Origin of the sequence: Bremerella volcania, assembly GCF_007748115.1 — a bacterium.
Classification (GTDB): Bacteria; Planctomycetota; Planctomycetia; order Pirellulales; family Pirellulaceae; genus Bremerella; species Bremerella volcania.
This window is the reverse complement of record NZ_CP036289.1, coordinates 5081643-5099618: the sequence shown is the minus strand read 5'-3', so window position 1 is coordinate 5099618 and position 17976 is coordinate 5081643. Positions and strand designations below refer to the sequence as shown.

At 54.0% G+C, this 17976-nt stretch carries 13 protein-coding genes; 8 read left to right on the top strand and 5 right to left on the bottom strand.

The features are described from left to right. Positions 1–231: 231 nt before the first annotated feature. The 3 genes from Pan97_RS20225 (at position 232) to Pan97_RS20215 (ending at position 4010) form a co-directional block, all read left to right on the top strand. Positions 232–2034, top strand: coding sequence for a 30S ribosomal protein S1 (locus Pan97_RS20225; protein ID WP_144975771.1), 1803 nt, complete (start codon positions 232–234; stop codon positions 2032–2034). A 311-nt stretch (positions 2035–2345) separates the two neighbouring features. Next, on the top strand, positions 2346–3245 hold the full coding sequence (locus tag Pan97_RS20220; protein ID WP_144975769.1) for a sigma-70 family RNA polymerase sigma factor: 900 nt from the start codon (positions 2346–2348) through the stop codon (positions 3243–3245). Positions 3246–3488: 243 nt separating this feature from the next. Continuing rightward, positions 3489–4010, top strand: coding sequence for an adenine phosphoribosyltransferase (locus tag Pan97_RS20215; protein WP_144975767.1), 522 nt, complete (start codon positions 3489–3491; stop codon positions 4008–4010). A 2-nt stretch (positions 4011–4012) separates the two neighbouring features. Here the strand turns inward: Pan97_RS20215 and egtB are convergent, their stop codons facing one another. Beyond that, positions 4013–5281, bottom strand: a complete 1269-nt coding sequence (gene egtB, locus Pan97_RS20210; RefSeq protein WP_144975766.1) for an ergothioneine biosynthesis protein EgtB — start codon at positions 5279–5281, stop codon at positions 4013–4015. Between the two features lie 39 nt (positions 5282–5320). Next, positions 5321–6304, bottom strand: a complete 984-nt coding sequence (gene egtD / locus Pan97_RS20205) for an L-histidine N(alpha)-methyltransferase (RefSeq protein ID WP_241676322.1) — start codon at positions 6302–6304, stop codon at positions 5321–5323. 703 nt (positions 6305–7007) lie between these two features. On the opposite strand from egtD, the gene Pan97_RS20200 reads away from it, so the two are divergent. From Pan97_RS20200 to Pan97_RS20185, 4 genes are all read left to right on the top strand, one after another. Continuing rightward, positions 7008–8549: a glucan biosynthesis protein gene (locus Pan97_RS20200; RefSeq protein WP_165698869.1), complete on the top strand. Its 1542-nt coding sequence runs from the start codon at positions 7008–7010 to the stop codon at positions 8547–8549. Then, the gene (gene mdoH, locus Pan97_RS20195) at positions 8537–11170 is read left to right on the top strand and encodes a glucans biosynthesis glucosyltransferase MdoH (protein ID WP_144975763.1); all 2634 of its coding nucleotides are present in this window, start codon (positions 8537–8539) and stop codon (positions 11168–11170) included. Before Pan97_RS20200 ends, mdoH begins: the two co-directional genes overlap by 13 nt. Before the next feature lie 183 nt (positions 11171–11353). Beyond that, positions 11354–11818, top strand: coding sequence for a hypothetical protein (locus Pan97_RS20190; protein WP_144975761.1), 465 nt, complete (start codon positions 11354–11356; stop codon positions 11816–11818). 249 nt (positions 11819–12067) lie between these two features. Beyond that, a complete protein-coding gene (locus Pan97_RS20185; RefSeq protein WP_144975759.1) occupies positions 12068–13681 on the top strand; it encodes a dockerin type I domain-containing protein in 1614 nt (537 codons plus the stop codon). Here Pan97_RS20185 and Pan97_RS20180 read toward each other — a convergent pair. The 3 genes from Pan97_RS20180 to Pan97_RS20170 form a co-directional block, all read right to left on the bottom strand. Then, complete coding sequence (locus tag Pan97_RS20180; protein WP_196782165.1) at positions 13668–14072, bottom strand: hypothetical protein; 405 nt, start codon at positions 14070–14072, stop codon at positions 13668–13670. The two genes, Pan97_RS20185 and Pan97_RS20180, sit on opposite strands and share 14 nt — an antisense overlap. Before the next feature lie 114 nt (positions 14073–14186). Further along, positions 14187–15167, bottom strand: coding sequence for a DUF1559 domain-containing protein (locus tag Pan97_RS20175; RefSeq protein ID WP_144975758.1), 981 nt, complete (start codon positions 15165–15167; stop codon positions 14187–14189). Between the two features lie 353 nt (positions 15168–15520). Further along, a complete protein-coding gene (locus Pan97_RS20170) occupies positions 15521–15895 on the bottom strand; it encodes a nucleoside deaminase (protein WP_261342378.1) in 375 nt (124 codons plus the stop codon). Between the two features lie 407 nt (positions 15896–16302). Between Pan97_RS20170 and Pan97_RS20165 the strand changes: the two genes are divergently transcribed. Beyond that, positions 16303–17697, top strand: a complete 1395-nt coding sequence (locus tag Pan97_RS20165) for a metallophosphoesterase family protein (RefSeq protein WP_144975756.1) — start codon at positions 16303–16305, stop codon at positions 17695–17697. The last annotated feature ends 279 nt before the right edge of the window (positions 17698–17976 follow it).

The following is a 17976-nucleotide window of genomic DNA, read 5'->3' as shown; positions in this document are numbered from 1 at the left end:
ACCCCACCATCTGTGGTTGATGGTAATTTGGGGATTTGATAGTTTTACGGGTTCTCACTGAATCGAGCGTTATGAAGGGTATAGTGGTTTACCCTGCGCAGGTTCGTTCGTCCCAGCATTTTTGCCTCGAATCATCGCCTCGAGGGATCAGACCAACCGCCATTTTACCGTCTTTTGCGGCACCCCCGATCTCCAGCGACTTCGAGCCCCCTGGTTCAAAAACTTTAAAGCATGGTCAATCGTAATCTCATTCGCAATCTCGAAAGTGACGACACTCTTTTAGCAGAAATTGACAGCTTGGCGTCCGGCACCGAGGACACCTGGCTCGACACGATCGAGATGGAAGAATCGATCGAAATCAACAAAATCGTCGAGGGACGAATTCTTCGCATGGACGAAGAGTTTGTGCTGATCGACATCGGCGGGAAGAGCGAAGGCAGCGTTCCCCGCGACGAATGGGATGAAGACGAAGATCCGCCAGAGGTTGGGGCTGTTGTTCGTGTTCTCGTTGAAGACGTCGAAGATGAATTCGGCCGTACCGACGATCCGCACGGCATGGTTGCCCTGTCGAAGCGCAAGGCCCGCAAGATCGACGACTGGGAACGGACGATGGAATCCATCGCCGAGGGGCAGGTCGTCAAGGGGGAAGTCACCCGCAAAATCAAGGGTGGTTTGCTCGTCGATATCGGCGTCAACGTGTTCCTGCCGGCCAGCCAGGTCGACATTCGCCGTCCGCACGACATCGCCGATTACATCGGCAAGACGGTCGAGTGCGAAGTGCTCAAGATCGATGCCGAACGCCGTAACATCGTGGTCAGCCGTCGTTCGCTTATCGAACGTAAGCGCAAGAGCGATCGCGAATCGCTTTTGAAGGAACTGGAAGTCGGCCAAACCCGCAAGGGCGTCGTCAAGAACATCGCCGATTTTGGTGCGTTCGTCGACCTGGGCGGCATCGACGGTCTGCTGCACATCACCGACATGAGCTGGGGCCGCATCGGTCATCCGACCGAAATGGTCAACATCGACGACGAAATCGAAGTTCAGATCCTGAACATCGACCACGAACGCGAAAAGATCGCTCTGGGCCTGAAGCAACTGACCCCAAGCCCATGGGACGGCGTCGAAGAGAAGTACCCTGTTGGCGCCAAGGTCAAGGGTAGCGTCGTTAACGTCATGAGCTACGGTGCTTTCGTCAAGCTGGAAGAAGGCATCGAAGGTCTGGTTCACATCTCTGAAATGTCGTGGACCAAGCGTATCAGCCACCCCAGTGAAATCGTCAACATCAACGACGAAATCGAAGTGGTCATCCTGGGCATCAATAAGGAGAAGCAGGAAATCTCCTTGGGTATGAAGCAAACCCAGTCGAACCCTTGGGAAAACATCAAGGATCGTTACCCAGTCGAATCGGTCGTCAAGGGACGCGTTCGCAACCTCACCAACTACGGTGCGTTTGTCGAACTGGAAGAAGGGATCGACGGTCTGTTGCACGTCTCGGACATGTCGTGGACTCGCAAGATCGGTCACCCGAGCGAAATGCTCGAAAAGGGCCAGGAAGTCGAGTGCAAGGTCCTCAGCATTGACGAAGAACGTCGTCGTATCGCCCTGGGCCTCAAGCAGCTCGAATCCGATCCATGGGCGACCTCCATTCCCGAGAAGTACCAGCCCAACCAGTTGGTTAAGGGTAAGGTCACCAAGATCACCAACTTTGGCGTCTTCGTTGGTCTGGAAGACGGTCTGGAAGGTCTGCTGCATATCAGCGAGCTGTCGGACGACAAGGTTGAGAACCCCGAAAACGTCGTCAAGGTTGGCGAAGAGATCGAGGTCAAGATCTTGCGTGTCGATACGGACGATCGCAAGATCGGCCTGTCTCGCAAGCGTGTCCAATGGGCCGAAGACGAAGCTCCAGAAGGGGCCGACGCAGGCGGCGAAGGCCGATCCGGCTCGCCAGCTCCGAGCGAACTTAAGGGCGGTCTGGGCTCGAGCGGCCCAATGTTCTCGATGCCTTCGGAAGAAGAAAAAGAAGAAGGCAGCTAACTCGCTGCTTCGATTCGATAGAAATTACAAAAGCCTCGAGGGAAACTTCGAGGCTTTTTTTGTGGAGTATCTTTGCCGGTGCCGGCCTTTCAGAGTACCTTCCATCCGCGTCGATCCGTGTAATCCGCGGCATCCTCAGCCCTTCTCCCAATGGCATGGCCCTTCCATGCATATGCGGCACAATCGGAACATCCAGCACATTGGTGACCGTTTCGCTACGCATCAAAGAAAGTGATAGCACATGGACGATAGCAGTGGTGTGACAGCGTGAAAAATTTCCCCCGCCACGTATCGAAAGCATTGAAGCAGCCATGGCCACGAAGACCAAACGGAGTGAAACGGAGTTCGACGATTTCGAATCCGTGCAGAGCCCGCTCGAAACTTATTTGCGCGAGATCAACGAAACGGCTCTCCTTTCCGCCAAGGAAGAGCGTGAACTCGCCACGGCAATTGGAAACGGGGACGTCGCCGCTCGCGATCGGATGGTCCGCGCGAATCTCCGCCTGGTGGTGAACATTGCCCGGGGTTACACCGGCAAAGGCCTGGGGCTGCAGGACCTCATCGAAGAAGGCAACCTCGGACTCTTGCGTGCGGTCGAGGGGTTTGACCCGGCGATGGGAACCCGTTTCAGCACCTATGCCAGCTACTGGATCAAGCAGTCGATCAAGCGAGCCTTGATCAACTGCGCCAAGACGATCCGTATTCCGGCTTACATGGTGGAATTGCTTTCGAAGTGGCGCCGGGCAACCAACCGCCTGACGGAAGAGCTTGGTCGTACGCCAACTCCGGAAGAAATCGCTCGCGTGCTCGGCCTGCAGAAGAAGAAGCTGCCGATCATCAAGAAGGCGATCCGCATCTACAACAGCACCCCGCAAACCGATCAGACCGACAACGGCTGGTCGCTGGGCGAGATGGTGACCGACGAGCGGCTGAAGAATCCTGAAGAGGAACTGGTCGAACACGACGACCTGAAGCACGTCCGCGAAATGCTGAAGACGATGGACGGCCGAGAATCGACCGTCTTGAAGATGCGTTTCGGCCTGCACGGCGAAGAGCCTCATACGCTGAAGGAAATCGGCGAAAAGCTAGGCCTCACCCGCGAACGCGTCCGCCAGATCGAAACGGAAGCCCTGAACCGTCTGGCCGAAGGGCTACAAGACCCGCGCGAACGCATGCTGGAAGGCCCAATCCGACGTCGTACGCGACGTTAATCGGGACGAAGAAGACCAACCACGGATTACACGGATGAGAAGATGAAGTAACACCCTTCATCTTCTCATCCGTGATAAATGTATAATCCGTGGTTAAAACCTCTTCTCTCCGTGTCCTCTGTGCTCTCTGTGGCAAAATCTTCTTCTATTTGCCCATTCTTCCCGCGGCGGCAAAATCCCCGTATATTCAGCACGTGAAGCGATACAAGTCTCAGGTGCTTTTTTATGGCTGGAGAGAGCAGCATGTCGGAAATTGATCTCAAGGCGTACATCCGCGATATCCCAGACTTCCCCAAGCCAGGCATCTTGTTTCGCGATATTACGCCGTTGCTGGCCAATCCGCATGCGTTCAATGAAGCAATCGATCAGATGGCGGCCCACTACGAGGGGAAGAAGATCGACGCGATCGTCGCTGCCGAAGCACGCGGCTTCATTTTCGCCGCTCCCTTGGCACTCAAGCTGAACTGCGGCTTTGTTCCGGTCCGCAAGCCTGGGAAGCTGCCGTTCGATACGCATTCGTTCCACTACGAACTGGAATATGGCACCGATACGCTGGAAATCCACATTGATGGCGTTCAGCCTGGACAGAACGTGCTGATGGTGGACGATCTCTTGGCGACCGGCGGGACGATGAAGGCCTGCTGTAACCTGGTCGAAAAGATCGGGGCTACGGTAGCCGGCTGCTGCTTCCTGATCCATCTGAAGGCCTTGGAAGGGGAACAGCGGATCGCTCCGTTCGATTCGTTCAGCCTGATCGAGTACTAAGCCTATCTGGCCAAGCGAATGCCGGTGAATTGCCACCGGGCCTCCGGCGGGAAGAAATTGCGATAGGTCTTGCGGATGTGGCTCTCAGACGTGGCACATGATCCACCACGCAGCACGTACTGCTGACACATGAACTTGCCGTTGTATTCGCCGATGGCTCCTTCAGACGGCTGGAAACCAGGGTAGGGAGCGTAGCTGCTGTTGGTCCACTCCCAGACATCGCCCAGCATTTGACGTAGGCCGTCGGTTTCTTTCGTCGGGGCAGGGTGGAAGGTGCGTGACTCGACGAAGTTTCCTTCGACGGAAACCTTTCGACTGGCCGTTTCCCACTCGAACTCCGTCGGCAAGCGACTCTCTTGCCAGCGAGCGAATGCGTCCGCCTCGAAGTAGCTGACGTGCGTGACGGGGCTGGCCTCGTTCAAACGGCGTAGTCCGCAGAGCGTGAACTCGTGCCACGCTTCGCCTTGACGAACCCAGTAAAGAGGCGCGTTCCACTGCTGGCTTTGGACCGTGTTCCATCCGAGCGAAAGCCAGAGTTCTGGCCGCTGGTAACCGCCATCATCCATGAACTGAAGATATTCGCCGTTGGTGATCAGGCGACCCGCGATTTCCAGCGATGGAATCAGGGCTTCGTGCCGCGGCGATTCGTTGTCGTATGCGAAATCGTTACCTGTGTGACCAATTTCGACAATGCCTCCCGCCACTTCGTGCCACGACTGCAAAGTTGCTTTTTCCGTTGTTTGCTCGGCATCCGATTCATAGGCGGGATACATCGGATTCTGAGCCAATGCGTGCTTCAGATCGGTCAGCATCAGTTCCTGATGTTGTTGCTCGTGATGCAGTCCGAGTTCCACGAGTGGAGCGATCTGGACCGACTGTTCTGGTGAGGCTTCCAGCAGAAGTTGTCCCATGCGGTTGTCGACTTCTCGCCGATAGGCCATCACTTGGGCCACGGTAGGCCGAGTGAGCAAACCTCGCTGGGGACGCGGAAACTGCTCGCCGATGCCGTTGTAGTACGAGTTGAAGAGGTACTCGTACATTGGATCGATTGACTGGTAGTTCCTGGCGAAACGCTTCAGGATGAAGGTCTCGAAAAACCAAGTTGTATGGGCCAGGTGCCAGCGAATCGGACTGGCATCGGGCATCGATTGGACGACGAAGTCCTCGATTTCGAGCGGTTCACACAGGACATGCGAGAAGCCACGCACCGCCTCGTATTTCGGCAGCAAGAGACTACATCGAGTTGAAAGGTCCGTTGGAATAGAGGCCATGTCAGGTTCCTCGAATTCAAATTGATGCGACATCCATCATTACAGGACGACCAGGTGGAGAACCGCGAAGTAGTCGTTCTCGTCAGTCCACCAGCGGCGGAGCGTCCATCCGACGTCCGCGGCCATCTGCGCGAAGCCATCGATGGTGTACTTGTGGGAGTACTCGGTGTGGATCAATTCGCCTGCTTCAACGTGAACCGTCTGGCCATCAAGCCGAATCGTTTGGTCGATTTGGCTGCGAAGATAGATTTCGATGCGTCCCTTTTCGGCATTGTAAAAAGCGTGATGTTCAAACGCATTGACGTCGAGTGTGGCTCCGAGTTCCTTACGCATGCGATGCAAGAGGTTGAGGTTGAACTCGGCGGTGATGCCCTGATCGTCGTTGTAAGCTCGTTCGAGAATCTCTCGATCCTTTCTCAAGTCGATGCCGATGAGTAGCCCGCCTTGCTCGCCGCACATGTGGGCAATGCTGGCTAACAACTGTTTGGCCTGGCTCGGTTGAAAGTTGCCGATGGTCGAACCAGGGAAGTAAACCGCATCGTGACTCGGCCGCCGTTTAGGGTTGGGGAGTGAGAACGGCTTGGTAAAGTCGGCGCACACCGGGTGCACTTTAATGTTGGGGTAGTCGCCAGAGATCTGACCTGCCGACGCGCGCAGGTGCTCGCGCGAGATGTCGACCGGAACGTAGGCCACCGGATCGATCAGGTGATCTAATAGATAACGCGTTTTGATGCTGCTGCCACTCCCGAATTCGACCAGCATGACCCCCTCGCCGAGACACTTTCCCATCTCGCCGGCGTAGCGCTGCATGATGGCAGTTTCGGTACGGGTGAGATAGTAGTCTTCCGTCTCGCAGATCTGATCGAACAATTGCGAACCGCGCTGATCGTAAAAGTATTTGCACGGCAGTTGTTTCGGCGACTGCTTCAGGCCTGCTAGGGAGTCGCTCAGGAATCGCTCGTCGGCAAGTTGTGCCATGGCTTGTTCAGAAATCGAAGGTGATGAGGTGTGGGAGCGAATCATGAAAGTGTCCGGAAAAGAGTGAGCGATGTAACAGGATTCTTTAGCCCTTTTGGATGCAACTCCCGCGCCGGAGTCGCTGGTCCATTTTCACTCTCACGTTTTGCTTTTCCGTACGCTGGGTTACGGTTACCGCGGCATCGATGTTTTCGACCTGATTGTTTTCCGGCCAATTGCATCTCCTGGCGTCGATTCGCACGAGATGTTTTTCACACGCATTGTGCCGTTATGACGGAAGCTGGGAGTTCAGGGTCCACCCGAGGGAATTGAAAACCCTCTGATCGCTGGTTGTCAAATAGATTCCGGGTTGAATGCATCTAAATGTGTAGATTCGACTTCTGGCTGTGCAATTTCTGCACATCTTGACGGTCATTTTCGCGTCAGTTCGCACCCAACTCTGCCAGCATCTGTAGGTGATCAATCTTTATCCAATGTCCATCAGAACTTAGCTCTCATAGTGCGTTCCCTTATTTTGCTTTTATGGGGTCGCTTCTTCTCGTTGCCAGTGCCAGAGGTTTCGCAACAGTTCTTGTGGATCTGTTAGAGAAATCCAAAACAAAGTTTGGCACGACTCGTGCATCTTAAAGGTGCTATCGCGCACGGCGTGATAGCAACACCAACACCACGGGCCCTCTCCATGTATTTAATCTTCGATTGGAAGAAATTTAATGCGTTCAAAGCGATCCCGTTTAGGGATACGTCGACGTTGATCCTTGGCACGTTGATTAGCACTGTATCTTTTCTGCCGTCGCAGCCGACATGGGCGGAACCGACGGCAACCATGAAGCAGGCAGACGCGGCCGCATCCGATTCCGATGCTATCTTCGAGGCCATGGTTACCAAGGCCAAGGTAAACGCTGCCAAGCCGTATGAATCTTCGCGTGAGCTTCCAGAAGATCTTAATAACCTCGATTACGATACGTACCGCCTGATCGCTTTCGAGCACGAGAAGTCGATCTGGAAGAACGAGGCTTTGCCGTTCTGGCTCGAGCTATTTCATCGCGGCTATATCTTCCGCGACGAAGTCCAGGTTTCGCTGTTGCCAGAGAATGCGAAAGCGGCCAGGCAAACCAAGTGGATGGAATTCGATAAGTCCCTGTTTCAATACCGGGGAGAGTTGGCTGGGCTCGATCCCCCCAAGGACCTCGGATATTCCGGGATCAAAGTCATTGGCAAATTTCCATCCTCAGAGCATCCGCTCGAAATCGCTTCATTCCTCGGAGCAAGTTATTTCCGAGCGATTTCGCCTGGGCAATTCTACGGAACAAGTGCCCGAGGTTTAGCCGTCGACATTGGTCTCGCGAAAACGGAAGAGTTTCCGATCTTTCGAGAGTTTTGGATTGAGCAGCCTCGGCAGGATGCCAAGCAGTTGAAACTGTGGGCCCTGTTAGATAGTCCCAGCGTAAGCGGCGCGTACGCCTTGGTTATTCATCCTAATGAGACGATGACAATCGACGTGAAAGCGAAATTGTTCTTTCGCAGCGTTCCCGAGAAAGTCGGCTTTGCTCCGCTGACCAGCATGTTTATGTGGGGCATGGGGAAAGATGGACCAAAAAACGATCCGCGTCCCCGTGTGCATGACGCCGACAGTCTTTTGATTCAAAAGGGTGAGAACGACTGGATCCGCCGATCGCTGAACCGGTTGGATTTTCCTTCGCTGAGTAACTACGACGCGAAGCAACTGTACGGATTCGGGCTAATGCAAGCCGAACGAGCCCCCGGTCGGTACAAGGATGACGAGGCCAAGTACCATCTGCGTCCCAGTGTTTGGGTGACTCCGAAAACACCTTGGGAAGATGGGGCTGTCCAACTGCTGGAGCTTCCGTCGGAACATGAAGGGATTGATAACATCGGCGCCTATTGGATGCCAAAACAACCAATCGAGATCGGCAAGCCAATCGATCTTGAGTACCACATTGCTTTTCTCAACCAGGCACCCAAGCAGCACTCGCTTGCGAAGGTGACTGATTTCCGAGTTGATCGCTCGGATAAGTCTTCTCTCCGTCTCACCGTCGTTTTCCAGGGCGACACCATTTCCAAATTCTCTACGGAACGCCAGTTGCAAGCGTTTATCGATGTGCAACGCGGCAAGGCGGAGAACGTCGTCGTTCGGCGAACCGCTCTGAACACCGTAGAAGTATCGTGCAACCTGATTCCAGATTCACCGTACGCCATGGAGATGGAAGTTTACCTCATCGACGAGGACGAACTCTTCTCTGAATCGTGGAGATATTTATGTCCCATTTAAGTTCAACAACCGATGTCGGTGCCGTATTTGAATCGTTCAGTACCGACGCCCTCGGCGCAGTCTTTCCGAATGCTCGGGCACTGCACGAGGTAATACCGGACTCCGACATACGAGCAGCGAAGCTCGTCGTTTCGGACTATCTCCGTGATCTCGGTGTTACCGATACCGACTTTATCGCTGCTGAAAGCAAGCGAATCGTCAACGATGCCCTCGAGCAGATGGCAACCGACCCGAAGGCCAATGGTAAGCGGCTGCGCAAGGTGGCCATTCGCTTGACGGTGAAGAAGCTTGCCAGGTGGGTTCACGCCATCGAAATCGAAAACGATGCCAATGATCATCGAATTCCTGCCGGCGTGATCGGCGCCCACCTGCCAGATCTTTTAAGTCAGAACCCGGAAGGCTTTTTGAGCGAGTCGCTGCCAGAGGCATTCGTTGCCAGCGCAAAAGCGAAACGCAAGCCGGTCGTACCGCAGCCAAAGCGGAAGGAAATGACCAAGCAGCAGTTGCCGCTGCTTCCGCGGTGGGGAAATCATTTAGCCGAGATGTTCGGTTTGAAGGAGATCGAGAAGCCTTCTTACGATGAACCGGCGTGTTCCGAGGAAAAGAAGGATTGCTCAGTTTTTCACTGCTTCAACGTAACGCGGGGGCTGTTGGCCTTTCTGACCATCCTGACCACGGGAACGGCCGCGGCCGTTTATTGGGAAACGGTTGCCAATACCGGTTTCTTCCAGTACCCGCTGGTGGCCCTGTTCGTGCTGCTCTTCTTCTGGATCGCGTTCAGCTTCTGGACCGCCACGATGGGGCTGGCCTCGATCTTGTTCTCGAAGAAACAAAAGCAGTCGCTCAGCCCTGAAGATCCGGCCTACCTGGCTGGTTTGCCGCGCAGCGCGATTCTGATGCCGATCTACAACGAAGACACCACCAGTGTGATGGCGAACCTCAAAGCGGTCGCCCAGTCACTCAAGTCGATCGGTGCCGCCGAGAAGTTCGATTTGTTCATTCTCTCGGATACGACTAATCCTGACATTTGGTTGGAAGAAGAGCGGGCTTGGGCCAAGCTGGTGATCGACCTGCCGGACGACTGCCAGGTGTTCTATCGCCATCGCCCAAAGAACATCAGCCGCAAAGCAGGCAACATCGCTGACTTCTGCCAACGCTGGGGCGAGCATTACCCTTACATGATCGTGCTTGATGCCGACAGCGTGATGTCCGGAGATACCTTGGTTGAAATGGTCCGCCGGATGGAGAACGATCCTAAAATCGGTATCCTGCAGGTGCCGCCGACGCCGGTGAATCGACAATCATTCTTTGCCCGGACGCAGCAGTTTGCCGCTCAGGTCTACGGACGCGTTTTCCTGGAGGGGTTCGCTCTTTGGTCGGATTGCGATGGTAACTACTGGGGGCACAACGCGATCATTCGAATTCAGCCCTTCATGGAGCACTGCGATTTGCCGGTATTGCCAGGCAGCGGACCTCTGGGAGGCGAGATCCTCAGCCACGACTTCGTCGAGGCGGCCCTGATGCGTCGTGCTGGTTGGAAGATCTGCCTCGCTCATGACCTGCAAGGCAGCTACGAAGAATGTCCCACGACGATGCTAGACTACGCCCAGCGCGACCAACGCTGGTGCCAAGGGAATATGCAGCATATGGGCCTACTACTGGCCGATGGCTTTCACCCGGCCAGTCGTCTGCACTTGAGCATGGGGGTCATGAGTTACCTGGCGTCACCGCTGTGGCTGGTGTTCCTGACGCTCTCGCTGGTCGCTGCATTTGTCAGCGGTGGCGAGGAAGGTACAGCCATTCTCGGAGCGATGGCTGGCGGATTGTTTGCAGCCACGATGGGGATGCTACTGTTGCCGAAAGCCTACGGGCTCATCGCCATGTATCTTCGCCCGCAACCGAAAGATTCGGCTGAGGTACGCAAAAAGGCGTGGCTGAGCGTTCTTTTAGAGACGGGCATCGCAATTCTGATCGCTCCGATCATGATGCTGCTGCACAGCCAGTTCGTGCTGGCAACCCTGCGTGGCAAGAAGGTGAAGTGGAATGCTCAGCAGCGCGACGACACCGGCGTAACGCTGGGTGATGCGATCATGATGCACTGGGCTCATACGCTGATCGGCTTAGTGGTGACCTTAGGGCTGTTCATGACTGCCCCGGCCTTCCTGTTCTGGCTCGCGCCGGTTCTGGTCGGGCTCGTCTTCTCCGTGCCACTTTCAATGATCCTGGGCAGCCTTGATATTGGTCGCAGGCTGAAAGTGAACGATCTGTTGGTCATTAGTGAAGAGGTCGACAGCCCGGATGTTCTCGTGGCTCAGAAGAAGGCCATGGCTCAAGGCTTTCGCGAGAAGCATATGTCGCCCAGCGTTGATCCATTCCAGTTGGTTCTGGAAGATCCAGCCTACCTGGTGCTGCATTTGGGTATCTTGCGGACTGCCGACCGAGAGATCCCCGTCTTCCGCGATCAACTGATGGAGATCCAAGCGATGGTGAAGAAGGACGGCCTGAAGTCGCTACCTCCGCAGATTCGGTTTCAGGTTCAGAATAATCGTTATGCGATGGAACAGCTGCATATTCAAGTGCGAGCCCAACGCGTGCCGAAATCGGCTCTGGCCTACCGCTAGTGATTCGATAACAATTCAACCATCTCAGGTGCCATGCCCACGCTCGCGTGGGCATGCATCGTTTCTTGCCAGATAGATTCGGAAAAGCGAGCGTTCAAGGATTTCGCTTGCAGTCGATCGCAGCTGGGAATAGAACAACCGACACACGAAAGCGTCACTGTTTCTCCCCATGGGAAGCTTGTCATGCCTGATCAGTCCCAGTTCGACCATGCGCTGGCACATCGTCAGTTTTCTGCGGATGCGTTCAATACTGCCTGGGACCTTATCGATAAGACCGATCGAACTGCTGAAGAAGACGTTTCGATGCTGTGCCGAGCTGCCGCGTCCCTGTGGCATTGGAATCAACGGGAAGACGTCAACAATCAATCCCGTTCGGTCGGATACTGGCAACTTTCTCGCGTCTTCTCACTGTTGAGCGAAGGAGATATGGCTCTGCGCTGCGGCGAACTCTGTTTGAAGTACGCCAAGGGCACGCCCCCTTTCTATGAAGCTTACGCGTATGAAGCCTTGGCCAGGGCATCGGTCATCTCAGGAGACGCCGCTGCCGCGAAACGCTATCTGGTGAAGGCCCGGCAGCTTGTCCAGCGGATCGAGGAAGCATCATCAAAAGAGATGCTACTCGTTGATTTACAGTCGATTCATGGCTGACTTGTCGTTTCTGCAAAAAAGCCATTCCATGTGTTCCATTTGCTCGCGCCCGAGAATAGACTAGGTGGAATTACATCTATGGAGGGGTGGCGGGTTACTGTCATGGAATGGTGTTTGTGGGTAGTCTTGTTAAGACCAAACCTGAATGCGACACGAATGTAGTCGGTCATAAAATAGGTGTGCCTGGTGTTTTTTCTGAGAAGGCTCCTTGAGTTTGCCCGTTCCCCAATAAAGCGGCCAAGGCGGTCTTTGCATCAAACCGTTGAAGTCTTGGAAGTCCGTGTCGTCATGGATAACGCGGGATTGGACTTCGCGTTCGATGGTACCACCGACTTGGTTAGCACCAAGGATCAGGTTCCAGCTGGCTTCCTGAATCACTTCGTGGCGCACACGACAGATACTAAACACGGCCGATTCGAGCTGGCTATCAGACCGGATAACGTCCAGTTGTGGATTCAGCATCTGTCCGGCGACCATCCAACGGGCGAAAGTGAGAAGATATTTGAATGGCAGAATTATAGGCCGGGCAACACGAACTGGCTGTTCGCCCCAATGCCAAAAGACAATCACTCGCTCTATATCGAGTTGATCAACCCAAACGGAGAAACGGAATTTTGGGCGTACCGTTTTGAGACCGGAGCGATTGAGCTTACTTCAGGACTTCCTGAGCATCTCCGCCCCCCAGTGTCTGAGCCTATCAAGTTGACCCCGATCATTCTACCTCCTCTTGATTTGCGCGATGCCATCCGAATTCCGGATATCGTTCTTGCTTATGGATTGGACCATTTCTCGCCCAGATGGAAGTTAGGTAAGGCGATCGTTGACTTCAAACTATCGCGCGAACCGCTGCCTGAGCTTGGATCGATCAACAACGGTGTTATGAATGAAACCGTAGCTGGCACAAATAACTCCTTTACCGAATGGGAAAACGTTACCGGAGGACTTTGGGTGACGGTTGGCAAGGAGATGCAAGAGGGCCCGGTTGATCTGACGTGGATCATCAAGGGCAACCATAAGTGGTTGAACGATCCGGCCATCACTCAAGCACTCGGCGAATCCTTTGAAATCAAAACCACGAAGGAAGACGGTATTCGCGTTTCGACGGCGAAGTTGAAGGGGCTTGATCTTTCGCAATATAGCGTAGGAGAGCGAGTGCTGATCGCGAAAGTGCTGTTCACGCCCAATGCTAACGATCCCGTGGGCATACCAATTCCTGAAAGAGGCTATCATCCCGATCCGATCGGAGAGCTGGTGATTCGGCTGGAAAGTGCGAGTATAGGTGAGTCGGCCGAAGTAGCAGTCTCGGTTTCCCCCTACGTTCCGGCAAAGTTTTACGCGGTCATTTACGACACCAATGACGACGGCAAGGTAAATCATCGCGATCTTGTCGCTTTCCTGACCCACTTCGGAAAAAAGGGTCTTTCCGCATATGGCGAGGACGCCTACCGCTATGATTTCAATCACGACGACAAGGTTAATCTGGCGGACTTCCGTTTACTGATTCAGCACTTTGGCTCCCAGAAACTCACGCAACGGCAAGAGACGTCAGTGTCCACCTCACCCTTTGTGGACGAGGAACCGAAGACGGTCGTCATCGGAAGCCAACTTGACCAGTGGAACTATTACTTAGTAACGGAGTCTTTGGTTTCAGAGTTGGAAGCGGAACTTGAGTCAACCTCAATCGAAGGCGAACTCCACTGGATTGCTGATTGTGGAGAACCACTTGATATTGCCTGGCCATTGCCATGGAATAATCCAATAGATGACCGTATTCTGGCGGCGCTTGAAGCTGGATATCGACATGGAGCGGGAGATTTATCGTTTCTCGTAGGTGATGAAGACGGAGAAGTTACTTCGACATAAGATCAAACGCGAATTGGTTTTCTCCGCCAGGTGTTACTAGCGCGTTCAACTCCGTCTTTCGGTTGTATTTTGCCGGGATATACATTTCGCCAATTTGCTCAGGCGTCCCGTTCGAGTTGTCGAATTTGCCGGGAATCAATCGCGAGGCGGTGATCGTTACCTCGGATGGCCCTTCTTTGACTTCCAACTCATATGCGCCTTCGACAATTTCAGTCGAATAGGCTCGGCCGTCCCCTTCGGTTTGACGGAACAGAATGCGTCCCTTTTCAATAGGCTTGCCATCGAAAGTTACGGTGCCGTGGACGACATGCATGTCAGGGGCAGATGTGCTTGAGCTACATCCAAGCGATCCAAGAATCAGGCAAAAAACTAGCGCAACAGAGGTTCTCATGCTGACATCCCTCGTGGGGGCAATACTTGGGTAGGAATCTGTATCACAGTTTGGCCCATGCGGCCTCCAGCGACATGGGCAGTCTATTTCAATGCGAATTCCTAAGACCGCGGACTAATAGTCGCCAACCACTTGACCATCGCCGCGGATACCCAGCCTCAGCCAAGTCTGGCGGTTGATCGTATCGGTAAAGAAGTGAACCGAGCCGTCGACCATTACGGCATTGACACCGCCGGGATGGTAGCTGCGAGCAAAGTTCCAGCGGCCAGCAAGTCCATCGGCATTGCCGTTCTCGCATGGAGCATCGCTGGGTGCGCCTGGCACGGATGTTACCGAGCAGGAATAGAGCCGGTCTGCCACACTGGTATTCGGAGTCTCTGCGACTGAAATCCCAAACGAGCCATGCGGAGCACCTCCCCAGTAGCCGCCCGTTTCGCCCCACGAGGAAACTCCGCTTTTGCGAATGATGCCTTCGATGGCCATGAGCGTATTGGAGGAACCGTCGGTGCAATCACGGAACGTATTGTGCGACTCACGGTAGAACATGCCGCCGGGATCGGTTCCGGTCAGGTTTCGGTCGGTGACGTTGATCGTGGGCGGCGTCGTCGAATTGTCAAACGTGTATGTGCCTGGGCCAGCAGACATGGCATAGTTACCTTGGAAGCTAATCGAGTCGCCTGAACCGCCGTGCCCCGGAGAACTGGGGTCCGATGGACACGTCAGCGTGTAGACTTCAGCTTTCTTGATGTCGCTGTCTACGTGCATTACGTACTCGCCGGGGTCCGCTTCATAGGCTTCGGAAAGCGCGCGTTGTTCCAGGAACGGGAGGATACGCTGGTACCAACAGTCACGACGATGCGTGTTTCCACCAACTTCGGTTTGATGACCGTAAGGGAAAATTCCAAACGTGCTTTCATAGTTGTGCATGGCCAAGCCAAGCTGCTTAAGATGATTTACACATTGTGATCTTCTCGCTGCTTCGCGGGCCTGTTGAACCGCAGGCAAAAGTAACGCGATGAGTACGCCAATAATGGCGATTACCACCAAGAGTTCGACCAGGGTGAATCCCTTCGGGGACTCGAGCTTTCGATTCATACCAAACGTAATCCTGTAAGTAGGTATAGAAGAAGGAAGATATTCGCAGTAGATTTTGCGGAGCCTGTTTCCCTAAAAGTGGGGTAGGGGAAACGCATGATAGGATTAAGCTCAATTTCTCTGGCACACGTTGTGCCAATTGGCATGCGATATTGCGGCAAAGCTTGGTGCAAGTGATTGCTAGTCAGATAAGATTCTCCAAAACGGTAGGTTAAGGGCTGAAAGGCGCACGTGACATCATCGAGAAAAATGGAGAATTTGCCGGTCACCCCCTGCAGTAATGGATCGCGAAAATCCACCCCAGTTGCGGTGCTGCTAAGAAATTCAGCGGACAGCATATTGTTTACGCGGCGTTAAACTTCGCCGATGTCCTCGTTCCACAACTGAGGATGAGCAGCGATGAGCTCATCCATTAAGGCTTTGCATTCAACATCGTCCAGAACCACTAACTCGATCCCGCGTGTCCTCAGATAGGACTCAGGGCCTTGGAAGGTTTGGTTCTCGCCAATCACGATCTTCGGAATCTTGTAAAGAAGTGCCGTACCGCTGCACATGTCGCAGGGAGATAGCGTTGTGTAGAGAACCGAGTTGAGGTATTGCCTGGGCGTCAGTCGGCCTGCTTCTTCCAGGCAATGCATCTCGGCGTGCAGGATGACACTTCCTTGCTGAACACGCCGATTATGTCTCTGGCTGCGTAGCTTTCCGCCGACCACGAGCGAGGAACCGATTGAAATCCCCCCCTCTTGTAAGCCCTATTTGGCCTCCTCGATGGCTACCTGAAAAAATGGATTTATGGCAAGCTCATGAGTTGAATCCTGGATTTGCGTTATTTTATCTCACTTTCAAACATGTTGCTTGAGAGTTGATGCTGAGTCGGGATAGCATAGTAGGCTAAAGAATCTTTCTGCTGAGAGAGCGATTCGGCCTACCTTTTCGTTTTCATCGAACTCAGTACCCGGAATCCAAGAGGGGGACAGCCCCATGAGTTCTACCTGCGTGGAAAACCGTTATCCATGTGAAAAATCGCGTCGAGATGGTGTTCCGCGACAATGCCCCTACCCATGCATGATCCTTGGGTAGCTTCGATCTACATTGTTTCCTCAAGATCTCCATAGTGCGAAAGGCAAATAGCACGATGAAAAGCATGCTTGTGGCACCAAGCTTCCTTTGGATTGCGTTTATTCTTCTGGGCACCGCTGTCGCTCAGGAGAAGCCGATGACCGATACGCCCAACCTGGTGCACGATCGCCATATGCACCATCACAACGATCACCACGCAACGGAGCAACCGACGGAAAAGCGGTTCTTCACCACGCGTTCCAGCCAGGTCATGTTGCCGCTTCCCAGCGAACAAGACGCGTTCGTGTTTGCGGTATTTGGCGATCGAACCGGCGGCCCTAAGGAAGGGGTCAACGTTCTGGCCGATGCCGTACGCGACGTCAACCTAATTGAGCCAGACCTGGTGATGACCGTGGGTGACTTGATCAACGGTTACAACGGAACCGAAGAGTGGCTCGGGCAGATGCGCGAGTTCAAAACGATCATGAAAGAACTACTTTGCCCATGGTTTCCGGTCGCAGGCAATCACGACGTCTATTGGCGTCCGTTGGACGATCCGAAAATGCCCAAGACGCAGCACGATGAGCATTACGAAATGCATTTCGGACCGCTGTGGTACTCGTTTCAGCACAAGAAGTGCAATTTCATCGTCATCTACTCCGATGAAGGAGATCCGGAGACAGGCGAAAAGAATTTCCAGAAGGCGAGTGCCCAGAAGATCAGTGACGATCAGTTTGCGTTCCTCAAGGAATCGCTCGAGCGTGGTAAGAAGGATGATCATCAATTCATTTTCCTTCATCACCCGCGTTGGCTCGGTGGTAATTATGGAAATGATTGGAAAGAACGCGTTCACCCTCTTCTTAAAGAAGCAGGCAACGTGACGGCTGTCTTCGCAGGCCATATCCACTACATGCGCTATGACCCACAAGACGGCATCGAGTACGTCACCTTGGCAACGGTCGGTGGCGGGCAATCAGCCAAGGTGCCTGAGGCTGGCTACCTGCATCAATACCATCTGGTCACCGTGCGTCCCCAACAGGTCGCCATGGCCGCGTTTCCCGTTGGGGAAGCAATGGACGTCCGCGAGATCACGGCCGAACTGCAACAACAAGCCATCAAGCTGGCCGAACAGAAGCCGGAGGTCAAGACGACACTGACACCAGCAGGAGATGATCTTCACGAGGGAACGATCACCACGACGATCGAGAATCCAACCAAAAATCCGATCGACTTCACCCTGACCCCATCCAGCCGCGACTCACGTTGGAGCATTTCGCCGAACCACACCCACGGCCACGTCAAGCCAGGCGAATCGCAGAAGATCACGTTCCACGTACGCTACCGCGGCAAGATGGATAACGAATCGTTCCACGGAGTTGAACTGGTTCTCGATCAGGACTTCCTGGCGAAGACGACGCGTTATGCGATTCCACAGGTGCGGGCTGCGGTGGAGTTCTCGCAGCCGGAATAGTCTCCTGAATTGCTGAAAGAAACCCAATTGGCGATCTACATCGCACAAGGATCCGCCGATCACCTCGGCTCCCGTCGCAATTCGATGCGAGTTCTTTTTTTCTGTGTGAATCTCGGCGGAACCCCTAGTACTTCACTTTCCATTACTGGAAATTCTGCTTAGACTAGCTCACCGGGAATCCACCCAGATGGGTATGAGAAACCCCAGTTGAAGATGGTGTTAATCCGTATAACCGTCTGAGCCGAACCACCACCGATTTGCACCATGACTTGGGACGGA